This is a genomic window from Nonomuraea fuscirosea, from assembly GCF_035917475.1.
GTDB classification, from domain to species: domain Bacteria; phylum Actinomycetota; class Actinomycetes; order Streptosporangiales; family Streptosporangiaceae; genus Nonomuraea; species Nonomuraea fuscirosea.
In genome coordinates this window covers 2,897,498-2,912,788 of sequence record NZ_CP109074.1, presented here as the reverse complement: position 1 = coordinate 2,912,788, position 15,291 = coordinate 2,897,498, and the positions used below count along the sequence as shown (strand labels likewise).

Annotated in this window: 17 protein-coding genes; 9 read left to right on the top strand and 8 right to left on the bottom strand. The window is 73.3% G+C overall.

Annotated features, from left to right (window positions below; all coding sequences use genetic code 11):
- The first annotated feature begins 45 nt into the window (after positions 1–45).
- From OIE67_RS13115 to OIE67_RS13085, 7 genes are read left to right on the top strand one after another with little or no spacing between them, the layout of a single operon-like run.
- On the top strand, positions 46–1,065 hold the full coding sequence (locus tag OIE67_RS13115; RefSeq protein ID WP_326639921.1) for a glycosyltransferase family 9 protein: 1,020 nt from the start codon (positions 46–48) through the stop codon (positions 1,063–1,065).
- The gene (locus tag OIE67_RS13110; protein ID WP_326639919.1) at positions 1,062–2,249 is read left to right on the top strand and encodes a glycosyltransferase; all 1,188 of its coding nucleotides are present in this window, start codon (positions 1,062–1,064) and stop codon (positions 2,247–2,249) included. Before OIE67_RS13115 ends, OIE67_RS13110 begins: the two co-directional genes overlap by 4 nt.
- Before the next feature lie 2 nt (positions 2,250–2,251).
- The gene (locus OIE67_RS13105) at positions 2,252–2,800 is read left to right on the top strand and encodes a D-sedoheptulose-7-phosphate isomerase (RefSeq protein ID WP_106250146.1); all 549 of its coding nucleotides are present in this window, start codon (positions 2,252–2,254) and stop codon (positions 2,798–2,800) included.
- Positions 2,797–4,134 carry a D-glycero-beta-D-manno-heptose 1-phosphate adenylyltransferase gene (rfaE2, locus tag OIE67_RS13100; protein WP_326639914.1) on the top strand — a complete coding sequence of 446 codons (1,338 nt, stop codon included), beginning with the start codon at positions 2,797–2,799 and terminating at the stop codon, positions 4,132–4,134. Before OIE67_RS13105 ends, rfaE2 begins: the two co-directional genes overlap by 4 nt.
- Positions 4,131–4,805, top strand: a complete 675-nt coding sequence (locus tag OIE67_RS13095) for an SDR family oxidoreductase (protein WP_106250150.1) — start codon at positions 4,131–4,133, stop codon at positions 4,803–4,805. Before rfaE2 ends, OIE67_RS13095 begins: the two co-directional genes overlap by 4 nt.
- Positions 4,796–5,668 (top strand): glycosyltransferase family 9 protein, encoded by an 873-nt coding sequence (locus OIE67_RS13090; RefSeq protein ID WP_106250151.1) that lies wholly within the window; start codon positions 4,796–4,798, stop codon positions 5,666–5,668. The genes OIE67_RS13095 and OIE67_RS13090 overlap by 10 nt, the downstream gene beginning before the upstream one ends.
- On the top strand, positions 5,665–6,639 hold the full coding sequence (locus OIE67_RS13085) for a UDP-glucuronic acid decarboxylase family protein (protein WP_326639910.1): 975 nt from the start codon (positions 5,665–5,667) through the stop codon (positions 6,637–6,639). The genes OIE67_RS13090 and OIE67_RS13085 overlap by 4 nt, the downstream gene beginning before the upstream one ends.
- Here OIE67_RS13085 and OIE67_RS13080 read toward each other — a convergent pair.
- From OIE67_RS13080 to OIE67_RS13055, 6 genes are all read right to left on the bottom strand, one after another.
- Entirely contained in the window at positions 6,636–7,601 is a 966-nt protein-coding gene (locus OIE67_RS13080; RefSeq protein WP_106250155.1) for an NAD-dependent epimerase/dehydratase family protein, read from the bottom strand. The two genes, OIE67_RS13085 and OIE67_RS13080, sit on opposite strands and share 4 nt — an antisense overlap.
- A 222-nt stretch (positions 7,602–7,823) precedes the next feature.
- The gene (gene mshC, locus OIE67_RS13075) at positions 7,824–9,047 is read right to left on the bottom strand and encodes a cysteine--1-D-myo-inosityl 2-amino-2-deoxy-alpha-D-glucopyranoside ligase (RefSeq protein ID WP_326639907.1); all 1,224 of its coding nucleotides are present in this window, start codon (positions 9,045–9,047) and stop codon (positions 7,824–7,826) included.
- 10 nt (positions 9,048–9,057) lie between these two features.
- Positions 9,058–9,708 (bottom strand): NRDE family protein, encoded by a 651-nt coding sequence (locus tag OIE67_RS13070; protein ID WP_326639904.1) that lies wholly within the window; start codon positions 9,706–9,708, stop codon positions 9,058–9,060.
- A 33-nt stretch (positions 9,709–9,741) separates the two neighbouring features.
- Entirely contained in the window at positions 9,742–10,506 is a 765-nt protein-coding gene (locus OIE67_RS13065) for an SCO1664 family protein (protein WP_106250159.1), read from the bottom strand.
- On the bottom strand, positions 10,503–11,051 hold the full coding sequence (locus tag OIE67_RS13060; protein WP_106250161.1) for a DUF3090 domain-containing protein: 549 nt from the start codon (positions 11,049–11,051) through the stop codon (positions 10,503–10,505). Before OIE67_RS13060 ends, OIE67_RS13065 begins: the two co-directional genes overlap by 4 nt.
- Before the next feature lie 9 nt (positions 11,052–11,060).
- Positions 11,061–11,747: an MSMEG_4193 family putative phosphomutase gene (locus OIE67_RS13055; protein ID WP_106250243.1), complete on the bottom strand. Its 687-nt coding sequence runs from the start codon at positions 11,745–11,747 to the stop codon at positions 11,061–11,063.
- A gap of 64 nt (positions 11,748–11,811) precedes the next feature.
- Between OIE67_RS13055 and OIE67_RS13050 the strand changes: the two genes are divergently transcribed.
- Positions 11,812–12,759, top strand: a complete 948-nt coding sequence (locus tag OIE67_RS13050; RefSeq protein ID WP_106250162.1) for an aldo/keto reductase — start codon at positions 11,812–11,814, stop codon at positions 12,757–12,759.
- Positions 12,760–12,928: 169 nt separating this feature from the next.
- Positions 12,929–13,774 (top strand): hypothetical protein, encoded by an 846-nt coding sequence (locus OIE67_RS13045; protein WP_326639897.1) that lies wholly within the window; start codon positions 12,929–12,931, stop codon positions 13,772–13,774.
- Between the two features lie 53 nt (positions 13,775–13,827).
- On the opposite strand, the gene fabI is transcribed toward OIE67_RS13045, so the two are convergent.
- Complete coding sequence (gene fabI, locus OIE67_RS13040) at positions 13,828–14,592, bottom strand: enoyl-ACP reductase FabI (RefSeq protein WP_106250165.1); 765 nt, start codon at positions 14,590–14,592, stop codon at positions 13,828–13,830.
- A gap of 2 nt (positions 14,593–14,594) precedes the next feature.
- On the bottom strand, positions 14,595–15,290 hold the full coding sequence (gene fabG / locus OIE67_RS13035; protein ID WP_326639894.1) for a 3-oxoacyl-ACP reductase FabG: 696 nt from the start codon (positions 15,288–15,290) through the stop codon (positions 14,595–14,597).
- Position 15,291: the final 1 nt, after the last annotated feature.

Sequence of the window (15,291 nt, the reverse complement as noted above, 5' to 3'; positions counted from 1 at the left end):
CGGAGCCGGGGCCGGGCGGAGCGGGGGGCGCGGGATCGGGGGTGTGTGCTGGTGGCGCGGCTGGACGACGCCGGTGACGTGCTGCTGGCCGGGCCGGCGGTGCGGGCCGTGCGGACGCGGGCCCGGGAGGTGGTCTTCCTGGCCGGCCCGAACGGGCGGGCCGCGGCCGAGGTGCTGCCCGGCGTGGACCGGGTGATCACCTGGGACGCCCCGTGGATCGACCACACCCCGCCACCCGTCACCAGGAAGCTGGTCGGCGATCTCGCCGATCGGCTCGGCGGCGTGGACGAGGCGGTGCTGCTGACCTCGTTCCACCAGTCGGCGCTGCCGCTGGCGCTGCTGCTCAGGCTGGCGGGGGTGGCCAGGATCAGCGCGATCAGCAACGACTATCCGGGCTCGCTGCTCGACGTGCGCCACCAGGTGGACGAGAGCGTGGACGTGCCGGAGGCGGAGCGGATGCTGGCGGTCGCCGAGGCCGCCGGGTTCCGGCTGGAGGATGGCGACGACGGCAAACTCGCTGTTCAGCGGCCATTGCCGGATATAGCGAAATTTCTAGGGCACTGTCTAGGCGTCGGCGCCGATGCCGACAAAGGCGCGTACGTCGTGGTGCACCCGGGGACATCGGCCCCCGCCAGGACCTGGTCCGCCGAGAGCCACCGGCGGACGGTCAAGGAGCTGACGGAGGACGGGCACCAGGTCGTCGTGACCGGAACGGAACGTGACCTCACCGCCTTCGTGGCCGCCGACGTCGCCGTCGACCTGGGCGGCGTGACCACATTCGCGGAACTGGCCGCCGTGATCGAACGCGCCGGCGTGCTCGTGGCGGGCAACACCGGCCCCGCGCACCTGGCCGCGGCGGTCGGCACCCCGGTCGTGAGCCTGTTCTCCCCCGTCGTCCCGGCGGCGCGGTGGGCCCCGTACGGCGTGCCCACGGTGCTGCTGGGCGATCAGCGCGCGCCCTGCCGTGGCAGCAGGGCGCGCGTCTGCCCGGTACCCGGGCACCCGTGCCTGTCCCAAGTGACGAGCGAGCAAGTGGTCAAGGCAGTGAGGGAGCTGACGCAGTGAAGGTCGATCTCATCTCGGAGCACGCGGACCCGCTGGCGGCGATCGGCGGGGTGGACTCCGGCGGCCAGAACGTCCACGTCGCCAGGCTGGCGCTGGCCCTCGCCGACCGGGGGCACACGGTCGTCGTGCGCACCCGGCGCTCGTCCGCGGCTCAGCCGGGCTCGGTGCGGCTGGCCGGGGGCGTCACGGTCGAGTACGTCACGGCCGGCCCCGCGGAACGCGTCCCGAAGGACGAGCTGCCCGCGTACATGCCGGAGTTCACCGAGCGGCTGGCCCGGAGCTGGGCGGCCCGGCCGCCGGACGTGGTGCACGCGCACTTCTGGATGAGCGGGCAGGCGGCGCTGCGGGCGGCCGGCGGGATCCCGGTGGTGCAGACCTTCCACGCGCTCGGCACGGTCAAGCGCCGCTGGCAGGGTGAGGCCGACACCAGCCCGGCGCACCGGATCGAGACCGAGCGCGAGATCGGCCTGCGCGCCGACGCCGTGCTGGCCACGTGCGGCGACGAGGTGCGCGAGCTGTGCGCGATGGGCATCCCCGAGCACCGGATCGCGGTCGTGCCGTGCGGGGTGGACCTGGAGGCGTTCCGCCCGGACGGGCCGGTGGCGCCGCGTACGGAACGGCCGCTCGTGCTCAGCATCGGCCGGATGGTGCCGCGCAAGGGCGTGGACACCGTGCTGCGGGCGATGCGTCAGCTGCCCGACGCCGACCTGGTGATCGCCGGCGGCGGCCACGGCGACGAGGAGGCCGTCCGGCTGCGCGAGCTGGCCGAGGGGTACGGGATGGGCCACCGCGTGCACGTCATCGGCAGTGTGCCGCGCACGCACGTGCCCGCGCTGATGCGCTCGGCCGACGTGGTGGTGTCGGTGCCCTGGTACGAGCCGTTCGGCATGGTGCCGGTGGAGGCCATGGCGTGCGGCGTTCCGGTCGTGGCCTCGGCGGTCGGCGGTCACCTGGACACGGTCGCCGGCGCCGGCGTGCTGGTGCCGCCGCGCCGGCCGCGCGCCCTGGCCAGGGCGATCGAGGAGGTGCTCGGCGACGCCGGGCGGCGGGCGGAGCTCGGCGCGGCGGGGGCCCGCCGGGCCCGCGAGCGCTACGGCTGGCCGCGGGTGGCCGAACGCACCGAGGCCGTGTACACGCAGGTCATGGACAGAAAGGTCGGCCGGCTGGCGGCCCTGGGGGGTTGATCATGGATGCCCATCTGGAGAAGCTCTGGAACACCCTGGAGAAGGTCGACGACCACGCGGTCGCCGTCCGGGCCTGGGGCGGCCGGCTGGCCGGGGTGCTGGCCGCCGGCGGCAGGCTGCTGGCCTGCGGCAACGGCGGCTCGGCGGCCGAGGCCCAGCACCTGACGGCCGAACTCGTCGGCAGGTTCCGGCAGGACCGGCGGCCGTACGCGGCGATCCCGCTGCACGCGGACGGCTCGTCGCTGACGGCGATCGCGAACGACTTCGGCGCCGACGAGGTCTACGCCCGCCAGGTGCTCGCGCACGGGCGCGAGGGCGACGTGCTGATCTGCCTGTCCACCAGCGGCGGCAGCCCGAACGTGCTGGCCGCGGCCAGGGCGGCCCGGGTGGCCGGGATGACGGCGTGGGGCATGACGGGGCCGGGGCCGAACCCGCTGTCGGAGCTGTGCGACGAGGCCGTCGCCGTGCCCGCCGCGGAGACGGCCACTGTCCAGGAGGTGCACCTGGCGCTGATCCACCTGCTGTGCGACGCGGTGGAGGAGGCGCTGTGAGGAACGGGCCGCTCGTCGTCATCGGCGACACCCTGCTCGACGTGGACGTCGAGGGCGACGCCGAACGGCTGTGCCCCGACGCTCCCGTGCCGGTGGTGGCGGTGTCGGCGGAGCAGGCCCGTCCCGGCGGTGCCGGTCTGGCGGCGCTGCTGGCCGCCAGGGACGGCGCCGACGTCGTGCTGATCACCGCGCTCGGCGACGACGCCGACGGCCACCGGCTGTGCGGGCTGTTGTCGCGGGAGCTCGACCTGGTCGGGCTGGCCCTGCGCGGCGGCACCGTACGCAAGACGCGGGTCAGGTCGGGCGGCCAGACGCTGGTCAGGCTGGACACCGGCGACGGCAGGGCGCGTCCTTCGGCCACCGCGCAGGCGGCCGGGGCGATCGCGGCGGCCGGCGCGGTGCTGGTCTCCGACTACGGCAGAGGCGTGGCCAGGATGGCCCGCGAGCTGCTGCGCGGCACCGGCGTGCCGGTGGTGTGGGACCCGCATCCGCTCGGCGAGCAGCCGATGCCGGGCTGCGCCCTGCTGACGCCGAGCGAGGCGGAGGCCAGGGCGTGGTGCCGGTCCGGCTACCACGGCCCCGACCAGGCGGCCCGCCATCTGGTACGGGAGCTGCGGGCGGCGGCGGTGGCCGTCACGACCGGCGAGCGCGGAGCCGCGCTGGCCGTCGGGGGCGGCGCGCTGACCCGGGTACCGTGCCCGCTGCGGGCGCACGGCCGGGACGCCTGCGGGGCGGGCGACCGCCTGGCCGGCGCCGTGGCGCTGGCACTGCTGGCCGGCGCGGGTGTCGAGGAGGCGGTCACGATCGGCGTGGCCGAGGCCTCGCGCTTCGTCGAGCGCGGCGGCGCCGCGTCCGTGCGGGTGCGGGAACAGCGGCTCGGCGACCGGCCGCGCACGGCGCTGGAGGTGGCCGGGCTCACCCGGGCCCACGGCGGACGGCTGATCGCCACCGGCGGCTGCTTCGACCTGCTGCACGCGGGCCACGTGAGCCTGCTGCGGCGGGCCAGGGCGCTGGGCGACGCGCTCGTCGTCTGCGTCAACTCCGACGATTCCGTACGCCGGTTGAAAGGCCCGGCCAGGCCCGTCGTGGACGTGCACGACCGGGTCGAGGTGCTGCGGGCCCTGGGCTGCGTGGACGCGGTGGTGGTGTTCGACGAGGACACCCCCGCGGCCGTCATCGAGCAGCTGCGGCCCGACGTGTGGGTGAAGGGCGGCGACTACGAGGGGGAGGCGCTGCCCGAGTCCGAGGTCCTCGGCAGGCTCGGCGCGGAGATCGTCGTGCTGAGCACGCTGCCGGGGCGTTCGACAACCAATCTGATCAGGGAGATCCAGTGAACGTATTGATCACCGGGGGCGCGTCCGGGCTCGGCCTGGCCACGGCCGAGGCCGTGGAGAAGGAGGGCTGGAAGGCGCTCGTCGTGGACGTCCGCGAGCCCGACCAGCGCTTCGAGCACGTGACGGCGGATCTGGCCGATCGCGGGGAGGCCGAGCGGGCGGTGCGCGAGCTGGCCGAGCGGGCCGGCGGCCTGGACGCCGTCGTGACGGCGGCCGGCATCGACGCGTGCGGGCGGCTGGAGGACGTGCCGGCCGCGGACTGGGAGCGGGTGATCCAGGTGAACCTGCTGGGCACGGCCGCGGTCGTCCGGGCGGCGCTGCCGTACCTCAAGCACACCCGCGGCAAGGTCGTCACCTGTGCCTCGACGCTGGGGCTGCGGCCGCTCAGCGACGCCTCGGCGTACTCGGCCTCGAAGTTCGGCGTCGTCGGCTTCACCAGGGGGCTGGCGATCGAGACGCGCGGGGAGGTGGGGGTGACCCTGCTGATCCCCGGCGGCATGCGGACGAGCTTCTTCGACGGCCGTCCGGAACAGTACAAACCGGGCCCGGAGGCCGGGCTGAACGATCCGGCGCACGTGGCCCAGGCCGTGGTGTTCGCGCTGCGGCAGCCCGCGGGTTGCGAGGTGAGAGAGCTCGTCGTCTGCCCGTCCACGGAGACGTCATGGCCCTAGAGCTGCTGGCGCTGCGCGGGCTCGGCCTGGGCGACCTGCTCACGGCCGTGCCCGCCCTGCGGGCCCTGCGCCAGGCCTTTCCCGGGCACCGCATCACGCTGGCCGCCCCGCGCGCGCTGGGCGACCTGCTGCCGCTGATCGGCGCGGTGGACGACCAGGTGGACGTGTCGGGGCCGGGTCCGGTGCCGTTCGAGCGGCCGGACATCGCGGTCAACCTGCACGGGAAGGGGCCGCAGAGCATCGAGGCGCTGCGGCGTACCGATCCCGGGCGGCTGATCGGCTTCGGCACCGGCCCGCCGTGGCAGGACGGCGTGCACGAGGTGCGGCGCTGGTGCGGCCTGCTGGAGTGGCACGGCATCCCCGCCGACCCGGCGGACCTGACGCTGGGCGTCTCCGACCGTACGGGGCCCGCGATCGTCCATCCGGGCGCCGCGTACCCGGCGCGGCGCTGGCCTCCCGAGCGGTTCGCCGAGGTGGCCGCGGCGCTGGACGACGTGGTCGTCACCGGGAACGAGGCGGAGGTGCCACTGGCCGCGAAGGTGGCCGAGCTGGCCGGGCTGCCGCCCGAGCGGATGCTGGCCGGGCGCACCCGCCTGGCCGACCTGATCGACCTGGTCAGCAGGTCGCGGCTGGTGGTCTGCGGCGACACCGGCGTGGCCCATCTGGCCACGGCCTTCTGTGTGCCGTCGGTGGTGCTGTTCGGCCCGGTCTCCCCCGCTCTGTGGGGGCCGCCGCCGGGCTGGCGGCACGTGCCGCTGTGGGCGGGCAGGACGGGTGATCCGCACGGGGAGCGGGTGGACCCGGGCCTGTTGCGGATCGAGGTATCTGAAGTGGTCGAGGCTGCCTTGGAGGTCACGTCATGAGGGCTCTGGTCACCGGGGGCGCCGGGTTCCTCGGCTCCTATCTGTGCGAGCGGCTGCTGGACGAGGGTGCGGAGGTCGTCTGCATGGACAGCTTCCTCACCGGCGGGCCGCGCAACGTCGAGCATCTGCTGGAACGGCCGGAGTTCCGGCTCATCGAGTGCGACCTGACGGGGTACGTGCACGTCCCCCACCGGCTCGACCTCGTCCTGCACTTCGCCTCGGCCGCCTCGCCGGCCGACTACCTGCGCTATCCGATCGAGACCCTGCGGGTGGGCAGCGTCGGCACACTGCACGCGCTGGGGCTGGCCAGGGAGAAGGGCGCCAGGTTCGTGCTCGCCTCGACCAGCGAGGTGTACGGCGATCCACTGGAGCACCCGCAGAAGGAGACGTACTGGGGCAACGTCAACCCGGTCGGGCCGCGCAGCGTGTACGACGAGGCCAAGCGCTTCGCCGAGTCGCTGACCACCGCCTACCGCCAGTCGCGCGGCACCGACACGGGGATCGTGCGCATCTTCAACACCTACGGCCCGCGCATGCGCCCGTTCGACGGCCGGGCCATCCCGACGTTCATCCGCCAGGCGCTGACCGGCGAGCCGATCACGATCAGCGGGGACGGCTCGCAGACCCGGTCGATCTGCTTCGTCGAGGACACCGTCTCGGGGATCCTCGCCATGGCCCGCAGCGACTTCGCCGGCCCGGTCAACATAGGCAACCCGGACGAGCTGACCATGCTGGAGCTGGCCACCCTGATCAGGGATCTGACCGGGTCGTCGTCGGAGCTCAGGTTCATCGAGCGGCCGGTCGACGATCCCAAGGTCAGGCGGCCGGACACGACGCTCGCGGCCGAGCGGCTCGGCTGGCGGGCGCGGGTGCCCGCCGCCCAGGGGCTGCGGCTCACGATCGAGTGGTTCGCGGGCGAGCTGGGCGCCGTCCGGCGCCTCGATCCGGTCGAGCGGGTCGAGGTCGTCTAGCGCTCGTTGCCGGCGCGCAGCCAGGCGAGGTAGTCGGCGACCCCGCGCTCGGTGTCGTACTCGGGCTCGAAACCGGTGTCGGCGCGCAGCCGGGTGGTGTCGAGCCAGGTGCGGCCCGCGGCCGGGTCGCGGCCCTCGGGGAGGTCGACGCCGGCGCCGGGGACGAGTTTCCTGATCGCCGCGGCGACCTCCCCGTTGGTGGTCAGGCGTCCCGAGGACACGTTGTAGGTGGGATGCCGGAGCCGGTCGGCGGTCTGGAGCAGGGCGAGGGCGCGGCCGCAGTCCTTGACGTAGCACAGGTCGATGCCGTCGCCGGCGTGGGCGCCGCCTCTGAGCGTGGACAGGTCGGGCGCGGTGCCGTGGACGGCGGCGTGGACGAGCTGGGGCGCGGCGAAGAACGGCGACGGGTTGTGCCCGAGCGGGCCCCAGATGGCGCCGATGCGGTAGCTGACGGTCTCCAGGTCGATGACCTGGCGCAGGTGGTCGGCCAGCAGCTCGGCGATCTTCTTGAAGCCGGGGATGGGGTGGGGCGCGGTCATCGGCAGCGGCAGGTCCTCGGCCAGCGGGCCCTCCGCGACGCCGGCGCCGCCGTACACGCCGATGGTGCTGGCCAGGCCGAGGCGGCGCACCTGCCACTCCTGGGCGGCCCGGTAGACGTTGAGCAAGCTCTTGATCGCCCGCTCCGCGCCCTCCAGCGGCTCGTGCCCGCCGGCCGGCCACGGCATCGAGCCGGCCAGGTGCAGGATGCCGGTGATCTTGTAGCGGTCGCCGAGGCCGAGCAGCGCGCGCTCGTCGTGGAGGTCGGCCCGCTCGACGAACAGCCGCTCGCCGGCCTCGGCCGCGAAGGCGGCGGGGACCTCGGCGGGGCGGCGCTGGACGAGCACGCAGGATTCGCCCAGGTCGAGCAGGGCGCGGGTGGTGGCCGTGCCGATGAAGCCCAGCCCGCCGGTGATGAGGATCATTGTCAGCCCTTCAAATCATCAGTGCAACTGACAATCAGGCTAGCACGGCAGAATCGCTCCTCGCACGGGAGCCGGTCGAAGGGCCGGCAACAGGTAAGGCCCGGCCGTTTCCGGCCGGGCCTTCAGGGGTGGTGGGTCAGAGCGTGTCGCCGAGCAGGGCATCGGCCAGGGGCAGTGGATCAGAGCCCGGCGCCGAGCAGGGCGCCGGCCAGGGGCGGCAGGTCAGAGTGCGACGCCGAGCAGGGCGTCGGCGAGGTCTCTGACCAGGGCGGGGGCGGCGGAGTCCGGGCCGCCGGCGGTGAGGGCGCGTTCGGCCCAGGCGTCGATCGCGGCCAGCGCGCCCGGCGAGTCGAGGTCGTCGGCCAGCCGGGCGCGGACCGTCGCCAGCAGCTCGTCCGCCGGCGGCCCCGACGCCAGGGCGGTGGCCGAGCGCCACCGCGCCAGCCTGCGCTCGGCCTCGGCCATCAGCTCCGGCACGTATTCCCAGTCGGCGCGGTAGTGGTGCGCCAGCAGGACGAGCCTGATCGCCATCGGGTCGTGCTCGCGCCGCAGCCTGGAGACGAAGACGAGGTTGCCCTTCGACTTCGACATCTTCTCGCCGTCGAGCGCCACCATGCCGGCGTGGGTGTAGAACTTCGCGAACGGCCACTCGCCGGTCGCGGCGTGCCCCTCGGAGGCGCCGCACTCGTGGTGCGGGAAGATCAGGTCGGAGCCGCCGCCCGCCACGTCGTAGCCAGGCCCCAGGTGGTCGAGGGCGATCGTGGTGCACTCGATGTGCCAGCCGGGGCGGCCCCGGCCCAGCGGGGACTCCCAGGCGGGCTCCCCCGGCCGTTCGGCGCGCCACAGCAGCCAGTCGAGCGGGTCGCGCTTGCCGGGCCGCTCGGGGTCGCCGCCGCGCTCGGCGAACAGGGCGGTCATCTGCGCCTCGTCGTAGCCGGACACCTGGCCGAACTTGGGGGCGTCGGCCACGCTGAAGTAGACGTCGCCGTCGAGGTCGTAGGTGACGCCCTTGGCGCCCAGCTTGGCGATCAGGTCCGCCACCCGGCCGACGACCTCGGTGACGCCGACGTATTCGCGCGGCGGCAGGATCCGCAGCGCCTCCATGTCACCGCGGAACAGCTCGATCTCGCGCTCGGCCAGCTCCTGCCAGTCGACGCCGGTCTGCTCCGCCCGTTCCAGCAGCGGATCGTCCACGTCGGTGGCGTTCTGCGTGTAGTGGACCTCGTGGCCGGCGTCGCGCCAGACGCGGCCCACCAGGTCGAAGGCGTGGTAGGTGTTGGCGTGGCCGAGGTGGGTGGCGTCGTAGGGGGTGATGCCGCAGACGTACATCCTGGCGGTGGGGCCGGGGTCGGTCTGCCGCACCTGCTTGGCGGAGGTGTCGTAGAGACTCAGCGGAATGCTCTCACCTGGGAGCTTTGGAACGTTCTGGGCAGACCACGATCTCATGCCTTTGAGCCTATCCGTCCCGATCGGCGGTCAGGTCGGTGAACTCGTACGTGACCTCGCCCGGCTCGATCGCGACCTCCATCACCGACAGGGAGGCGAAGAGCCGGCCGTCGGGCAGCTCGTGCCGGATGATGAGCGCGCCGCGGTCGGCGGACGGCTCCTCCTCGATCAGCGCGCGCCAGTCGTCGCTGTCACGGAAGCGGGGCAGGTAGGCGCGCACCCGCTCGCTCTCGTCGTCCAGGCCCGAGTTGACGACCATGCTGGTGCCGGCGGGCAGGTCGGAGCGGACCGGCCGCTCGCCGTCCCAGCTGAGCAGCCGCACCCGCGTCAGGTCGGCGAGCACCAGGTGGAAGGGGTCGTAGCGGGTCAGGTCGCCTTCGGGCAGCTCTCCCGTGTACGCGGCCTTGAGCGCCAGGTCGCCCCGCGAGACCTTGGTCGTCTCCTCGGCGGCCCGGCCGTGCCCGTTGAGCAGCGCCGCGGCGCGGCGGGCCGCCGGATGAACGGCCAGCCAGGTGCCGCCCGCCTTGAGGTCGCGCCCGCCGATCACGCCCGGGTAGTCGGGCCAGTGCTCCCCCGGCCCCTCCCACGGGCGATCGGCGAACTCGTCGCGCACGCCCATGAGCGTCAGCCGCGGCCCGGTCTTCACGATCAGCGTGCACATGAGGCAAAGGGTAATAAACGGGTTTGCGCTCTGTTAAATGGGGGGCCAGGGTATGGCGGGCCACCCCTCCGACGGGTACGGATGCACGCCGGTGTCGAGCAGCCGCCTGACCCGCTGCCAGGTGGCCTCGACCTCGGCCAGCGTCAGCAGCTCGCGCAGCCTGCGCCCCAGGGAGCCGGACTCGAGGTCGCGTTCCAGCTTGGCCAGCACCGCCACCGCCTCGCGGGCCAGGGGCTTGCCGCGCCACTGCCACAGCACCGTGCGGAGTTTGTCCTCGGCGGAGAAGCAGACGCCGTGGTCGACCCCGTAGACGTGCCCGGTGGGCAGCGGCAGCAGGTGACCGCCCTTGCGGTCGGCGTTGTTGACCACCGCGTCGAACACCGCCATCCGGCGCACCACCGGGTTGCGGCTCTTGACCAGCCGCATGAGGTCGATCTCGCGCTCGGTGTCGATCCACAGCTGGCACATGCCCGGCCCGAACGGCCCCTCGCGGTAGACCGTGGGCGGCACGATGCGCCAGCCGGTGGCCTGCGAGACCTCGAAGGCGGCCACCTCGCGGGCGGCGAGGGTGCCGTCGGGGAAGTCCCACAGGGGGCGCTCGCCGCGTACGGGCTTGTAGACGCAGGCGGCCGAGCGCGCGCCCAGCTTGACCGAGCAGTAGAGCGTCATGTTGGTCGCCTCGACGAGGCGGCCCGCGACCTCGATGCTCCCGTCACGGAGCAGCGTCAGCGCCTCCTCGTCCCGCATCAGCTGCGGCTGGGAGTGCTTGACGGCCGGTTCGCTCTCCGGAGCGGTCATGAAGCCGCCTCACCCCCGCGGTAGCCGTTGAGACGGACGCAGACATGCCCGGCGGCGTCGAGTGGCTGCCCGCACAGCGGGCACGGCGGCCGGCCCGCCGCGACGATCTGCAGGGCCCGCTGGGTGAAGGCGCGGGCCGCCCCCGCGCTGATGCGCACGCGCAGCACCGCGGGATCGGGCCGTTCGAGATCGTCCTCGTCGACGGCCTCCTGCGCCTCGATCACCACTTGCGCCTTCTCGGCGTCCCAGGTCAGTGCCATGGTGCCGACGCGGAAGTCCTCCGCGAGCGGCACGTCGAGCGGCGCGTCGTCGGCCAGGTCGGCCGGGGCCAGCGCCGGCACCTGGGCGGTGCCCCCGCTGAGCCGCAGCACCTCGTCGAGCAGCTCGTCCAGCCTGCCCGCGAGCGCGGCCACCTGCAGTTTCTCCAGCGCCACCGTGGTCAGTCTGCCCTCGGCCCTGGCCTGCAGATAGAAGACCCGTGCGCCTGGTTGCCCCAAGGCACCGGCGACGAACCTCTCTGGTGGGTCGTAGTCGAAGACCGGCATAGCCTGACCTTACGTGGTTCCGGGCCCGCCGCCGACGGCGGCATCGCTCCCGGTGATGTTTTCTCCCCCGTCTTTCTCCTCCGAATCCTCAGGAAGCCTCAAATCCCCCATGTCGTTAAGCCTGAGAAGAAAGGGGCGCAAGGGGGCATAGCGAATGACGGTGAGGGCCGCCGGATCAGCGGTTATGCGCTGAAACTGATCGAGGTGCAGGCCCAGGGCGTCCGCGACGATCGCCTTGATCACGTCTCCGTGGCTGCAGACCAGGTAGACACCCTTACTCCCGAGGCGCTGATTCCACTCCCTGACCGCCGCCACGGCCCGGTGCTGCATCACGGCCAGCGGCTCCCCCTCAGGGAACGTCGCCGCGCTCGGATGGGCCTGCACGACCTGCCACAGCGGCTCCTCGGCCAGTTCTTTCAGCGGCCGGCCGGTCCACGTGCCGTAACCGCACTCGATGAAACGTTCGTCCGTCGAGACGTCCGTCTCCCGTCCTTCCGCTACCGCTTGCGCCGTTTCCCGGCAGCGCTCGAGCGGGCTGGAGACAATGGCGTCGAGCCTGACGCTCGCGACGCGCCCGGCGAGCGCGGCGGCCTGCGCCCTTCCCGCCTCGCTCAGATGCACCCCCGGGGTACGGCCGGCCAGCACCGGCCCGGTGAGGTCCGTCAGCCCGTGCCGGGCCAGAAGCAGCGTGGTCATCACGTAAGTGTCGCAGGCGTCGATCACAACGTTTAATCGACCTGGACGGTAACCTGGCGGGATCATGGAGCAGCGCTATGTCGGCCTGAGCGGCCTGTCGGTGTCCCGGGTGGGGCTCGGCACGATGACCTGGGGGCGTGACACCGACGCGGACGAGGCCGCCGCCCAGCTCCGCACGTTCCTCGACGCGGGCGGCAACCTGGTCGACACGGCCGACGTCTACACCGGCGGCGACGCCGAGCGGCTGCTGGGCCGGATGTTGCGCGACTCCGTGCCGCGCTCGGAGCTGGTGATCTCCACCAAGGCCGTGGTGACGCCGACGGGCCGCCGGCCGCGCGACGCCTCCAGGCGCCATCTGATCGCCGCGGTGGACGACTCGCTCAACCGCCTCGGGCTCGACTACGTCGACCTGTGGCAGCTGCACACCTACGACGCCGAGGTGCCTCTGGAGGAGACCCTCGCCGCGCTCGACGCGATCGTCTCCTCCGGCCGGGCCGTCTACGCGGGCGTGTGCGACTACGCCGGCTGGCAGCTGGCCGCCGCCTCCGTCACCCAGAAGATGATCCCCGGCCGCATCCCGATCACCGCGGCCCAGGCCGAATACTCGCTGCTGGCCCGCGAGCCCGAGCGCGAGCTGCTGCCCGCCGCGGCCCATCTGGGTGTCGGCGTGCTGGCCTGGTCGCCGCTCGGGCGCGGAGTGCTGACCGGCAAATACCGCACCGGCGTCCCCGCCGACTCACGCGCCGCGACCCCGCACTTCGCCGACTTCGTCCGCCCCTATCTGGACGAACGGTCGCGCCGGGTGGTCGAGTCCGTCATGACCGCCGCCGACGGGCTCGGCGTGTCGCCGCTGGCGGTGGCCCTGTCCTGGGTACGCGACCAACCGGGGATCGCCTCGGCCATCGTCGGGGCCCGTACGCATGCGCAGCTCAAAGGCATCCTCCCGGCGGAGGACGTGGTGCTGCCGATAGAGATCCGAGAGGCCCTCGATGACGTGTCGTCCCTCGACTGACCGGCCGTGCCCCCATGGCCCCCAGGGCTCTGAGGCGGCCGCCGGGAAACGAGAGCCCTTCTCGCGTATCACTAGTCGGTACCGAATCGCAACGTTACCCGCGAAAAGCCTGCGTCTGAGGTCCGATGTCCATAAAGATTTCCTCCAGAAGCGACGCAGGAGGGGACGGATGGGGAGCAGGACCGCGATCTCGGCTGGAGTTCTCGCGGTGGCGCTGGCGGCCGTCCCGGTGGCGGCGCCTGCCGCCTCGGCCGCGGCCCAGGACTGCACGCGCGACGGTGGCCTGCTCGCCGGGGTGACCAACACGCTGTGCGACGTCGTGGGCGCGGTCACCGGCACCGTCGACACGCTCACCGGCGGCGCCACGCAGCCGCTCACCGACGGGGTGGACAAGACCACCGACGAAGTGCTCGGCCGCGTGGGCGAGGCGGTGCCCACCACGAGGTCCACGCCCGACCGGCCGGCCACGACGCCCTCGACGCCGCGGCCCAGATCCAGCAGGACGGCCGATCCCGGCCGTTCAGGGGAGGACTGCCTGCCGGTGCTGGCCTGCGCCAACCAGCAGGGCGTCGAGCGGCTCACCCCGCCGCCCACGCCGGAGCCGTCGGCCGGGCACAAGCGGCGGCCCCGCCAGGGGGCCGCGACCGCCACGGCGACCGCCTCGGCCCCGGCCCAGCCGCGGGTCACCCGCCCGCAGAGCCCGCCCCCGCAGGCGTACACCGTCCGGCCAACGCCGAAGCAGGAGACGGCCCACGCCGAGGAGCCCCGGGTGGACCTGCTGTGGCCCAACCCGTTCTCGCACGAGCTCGCGGTGCCGATGCAGGATCAGCGGGTCGTACGGCCCAGCCCGCCCGCCTCCGACGTGCTGGGGACGGTGCTGACGATCGCGTTGCTGGGCTCGGCGGTGCTGGCGACCCGGATCGTGCAGCAGCGGCGGCACCGTACGGAGCCCACGGAGTCGATCCCGTTCGAGCCGGCGCGGGCCGGCTCGAACGGACGGCACCGGCTGGCCTGAACCGGCCGGGCCTGAAACAGCCGGCCTTGACCAGCCGGATGAGCTGGGCGGGGTCAGCCGCCGATGGCGTGGACGCCGCCGTCGACGTGGACGATCTCGCCCGTCGTCGCGGGGAACCAGTCGGACAGCAGCGCCACGCAGGCCCTGGCCGTCGGGCCGGTGTCGCCGAGGTCCCAGCCCAGCGGGGCCTTCTCCGGCCAGCTGTCCTCGAACTCGCGGAAGCCGGGGATCGACTTGGCCGCCATGGTGCGCAGCGGACCCGCCGCCACCAGGTTGACGCGGATGTTCTGCTTGCCCAGGTCGCGGGCCAGGTAGCGGTTGCAGGACTCGAGGCCGGCCTTGGCCACGCCCATCCAGTCGTAGACCGGCCAGGCCTTGGAGGCGTCGAAGTCGAGCCCGACCACCGCCCCGCCCTCCTTCATCAGGGGCAGGCAGGCCACGGCCAGCGACTTGTAGGAGTAGGTCGACACCTGCAGCGCGGTGGCGACGTCCTCCCACGAGGTGTTGAGGAAGTTGCCGCCCATCGCCGACTGCGGGGCGAAGCCGATCGAGTGCACGACGCCGTCGAGCCCGTCGACGTGCTCGCCCACCCGGGCGGCGAGCGTGTCGAGGTGGTCGGTGTTCTGGACGTCGAGCTCCAGCACCGGCGCCTGCTCCGGCAGCCGCTTGGCGATGCGCTCCACCAGGCTGAGGCGGCCGAAGCCGGTCAGGACGACCGTGGCGCCCTCTTCCTGGGCCAGTTTGGCCACCGCGAACCCGATCGAGGCGTCGGTCAGCACGCCGCTCACGAGGATCCGCTTGCCGTCGAGAAGTCCCATTGTCAGTGCCCCATTCCAAGTCCGCCGTCGACGGGGATGACCGCGCCGGTGATGTAGGAGGCGTCGTCGCCGGCCAGGAAGCGCACGACGCGCGCGATCTCCTCGGGGGCCGCCTGCCGGCCGAGGGGAATGTTGGCCACGATCGCCTCGGTGTCGAGGTCGGCCGTCATGTCGGTGGCCACGAAGCCGGGCGAGACGACGTTGACCGTGATGTTGCGCGAGCCGTATTCGCGGGCCATGGACCGGGCGAAGCCGATGAGGCCCGCCTTGGAGGCCGCGTAGTTGGTCTGCCCGGCCTGGCCGCTCAGGCCGACGACGGAGGAGACGAGGATCACCCGGCCGCGCTTGAGCCGCATCATCGGCCTGATCGCCCGCTTGGCGACGCGGTAGGCGCCGGTCAGGTTGGCGTCGATGACGTCGGTGAAGGTCTCCTCCTTCATCATCGCCAGCAGCGTGTCCTTGGTGATGCCGGCGTTGGAGACCAGGACCTCGACCGGGCCGTGCTCGGCCTCGACCTTGTCGAAGGCGGCCTCGACGTCGGCCGTGCTGGTGACGTCGCAGCGCACGCCGAACAGGCCCTCGGGCGGCTCCCCCGATCGGTAGGTGACCGCGACGGCGTCGCCTGCCGCGGCGAGTTCACGGGCGATCGCGAGGCCTATGCCGCGATTGCCCCCGGTGACGAGTACAGAGCGTGCCATG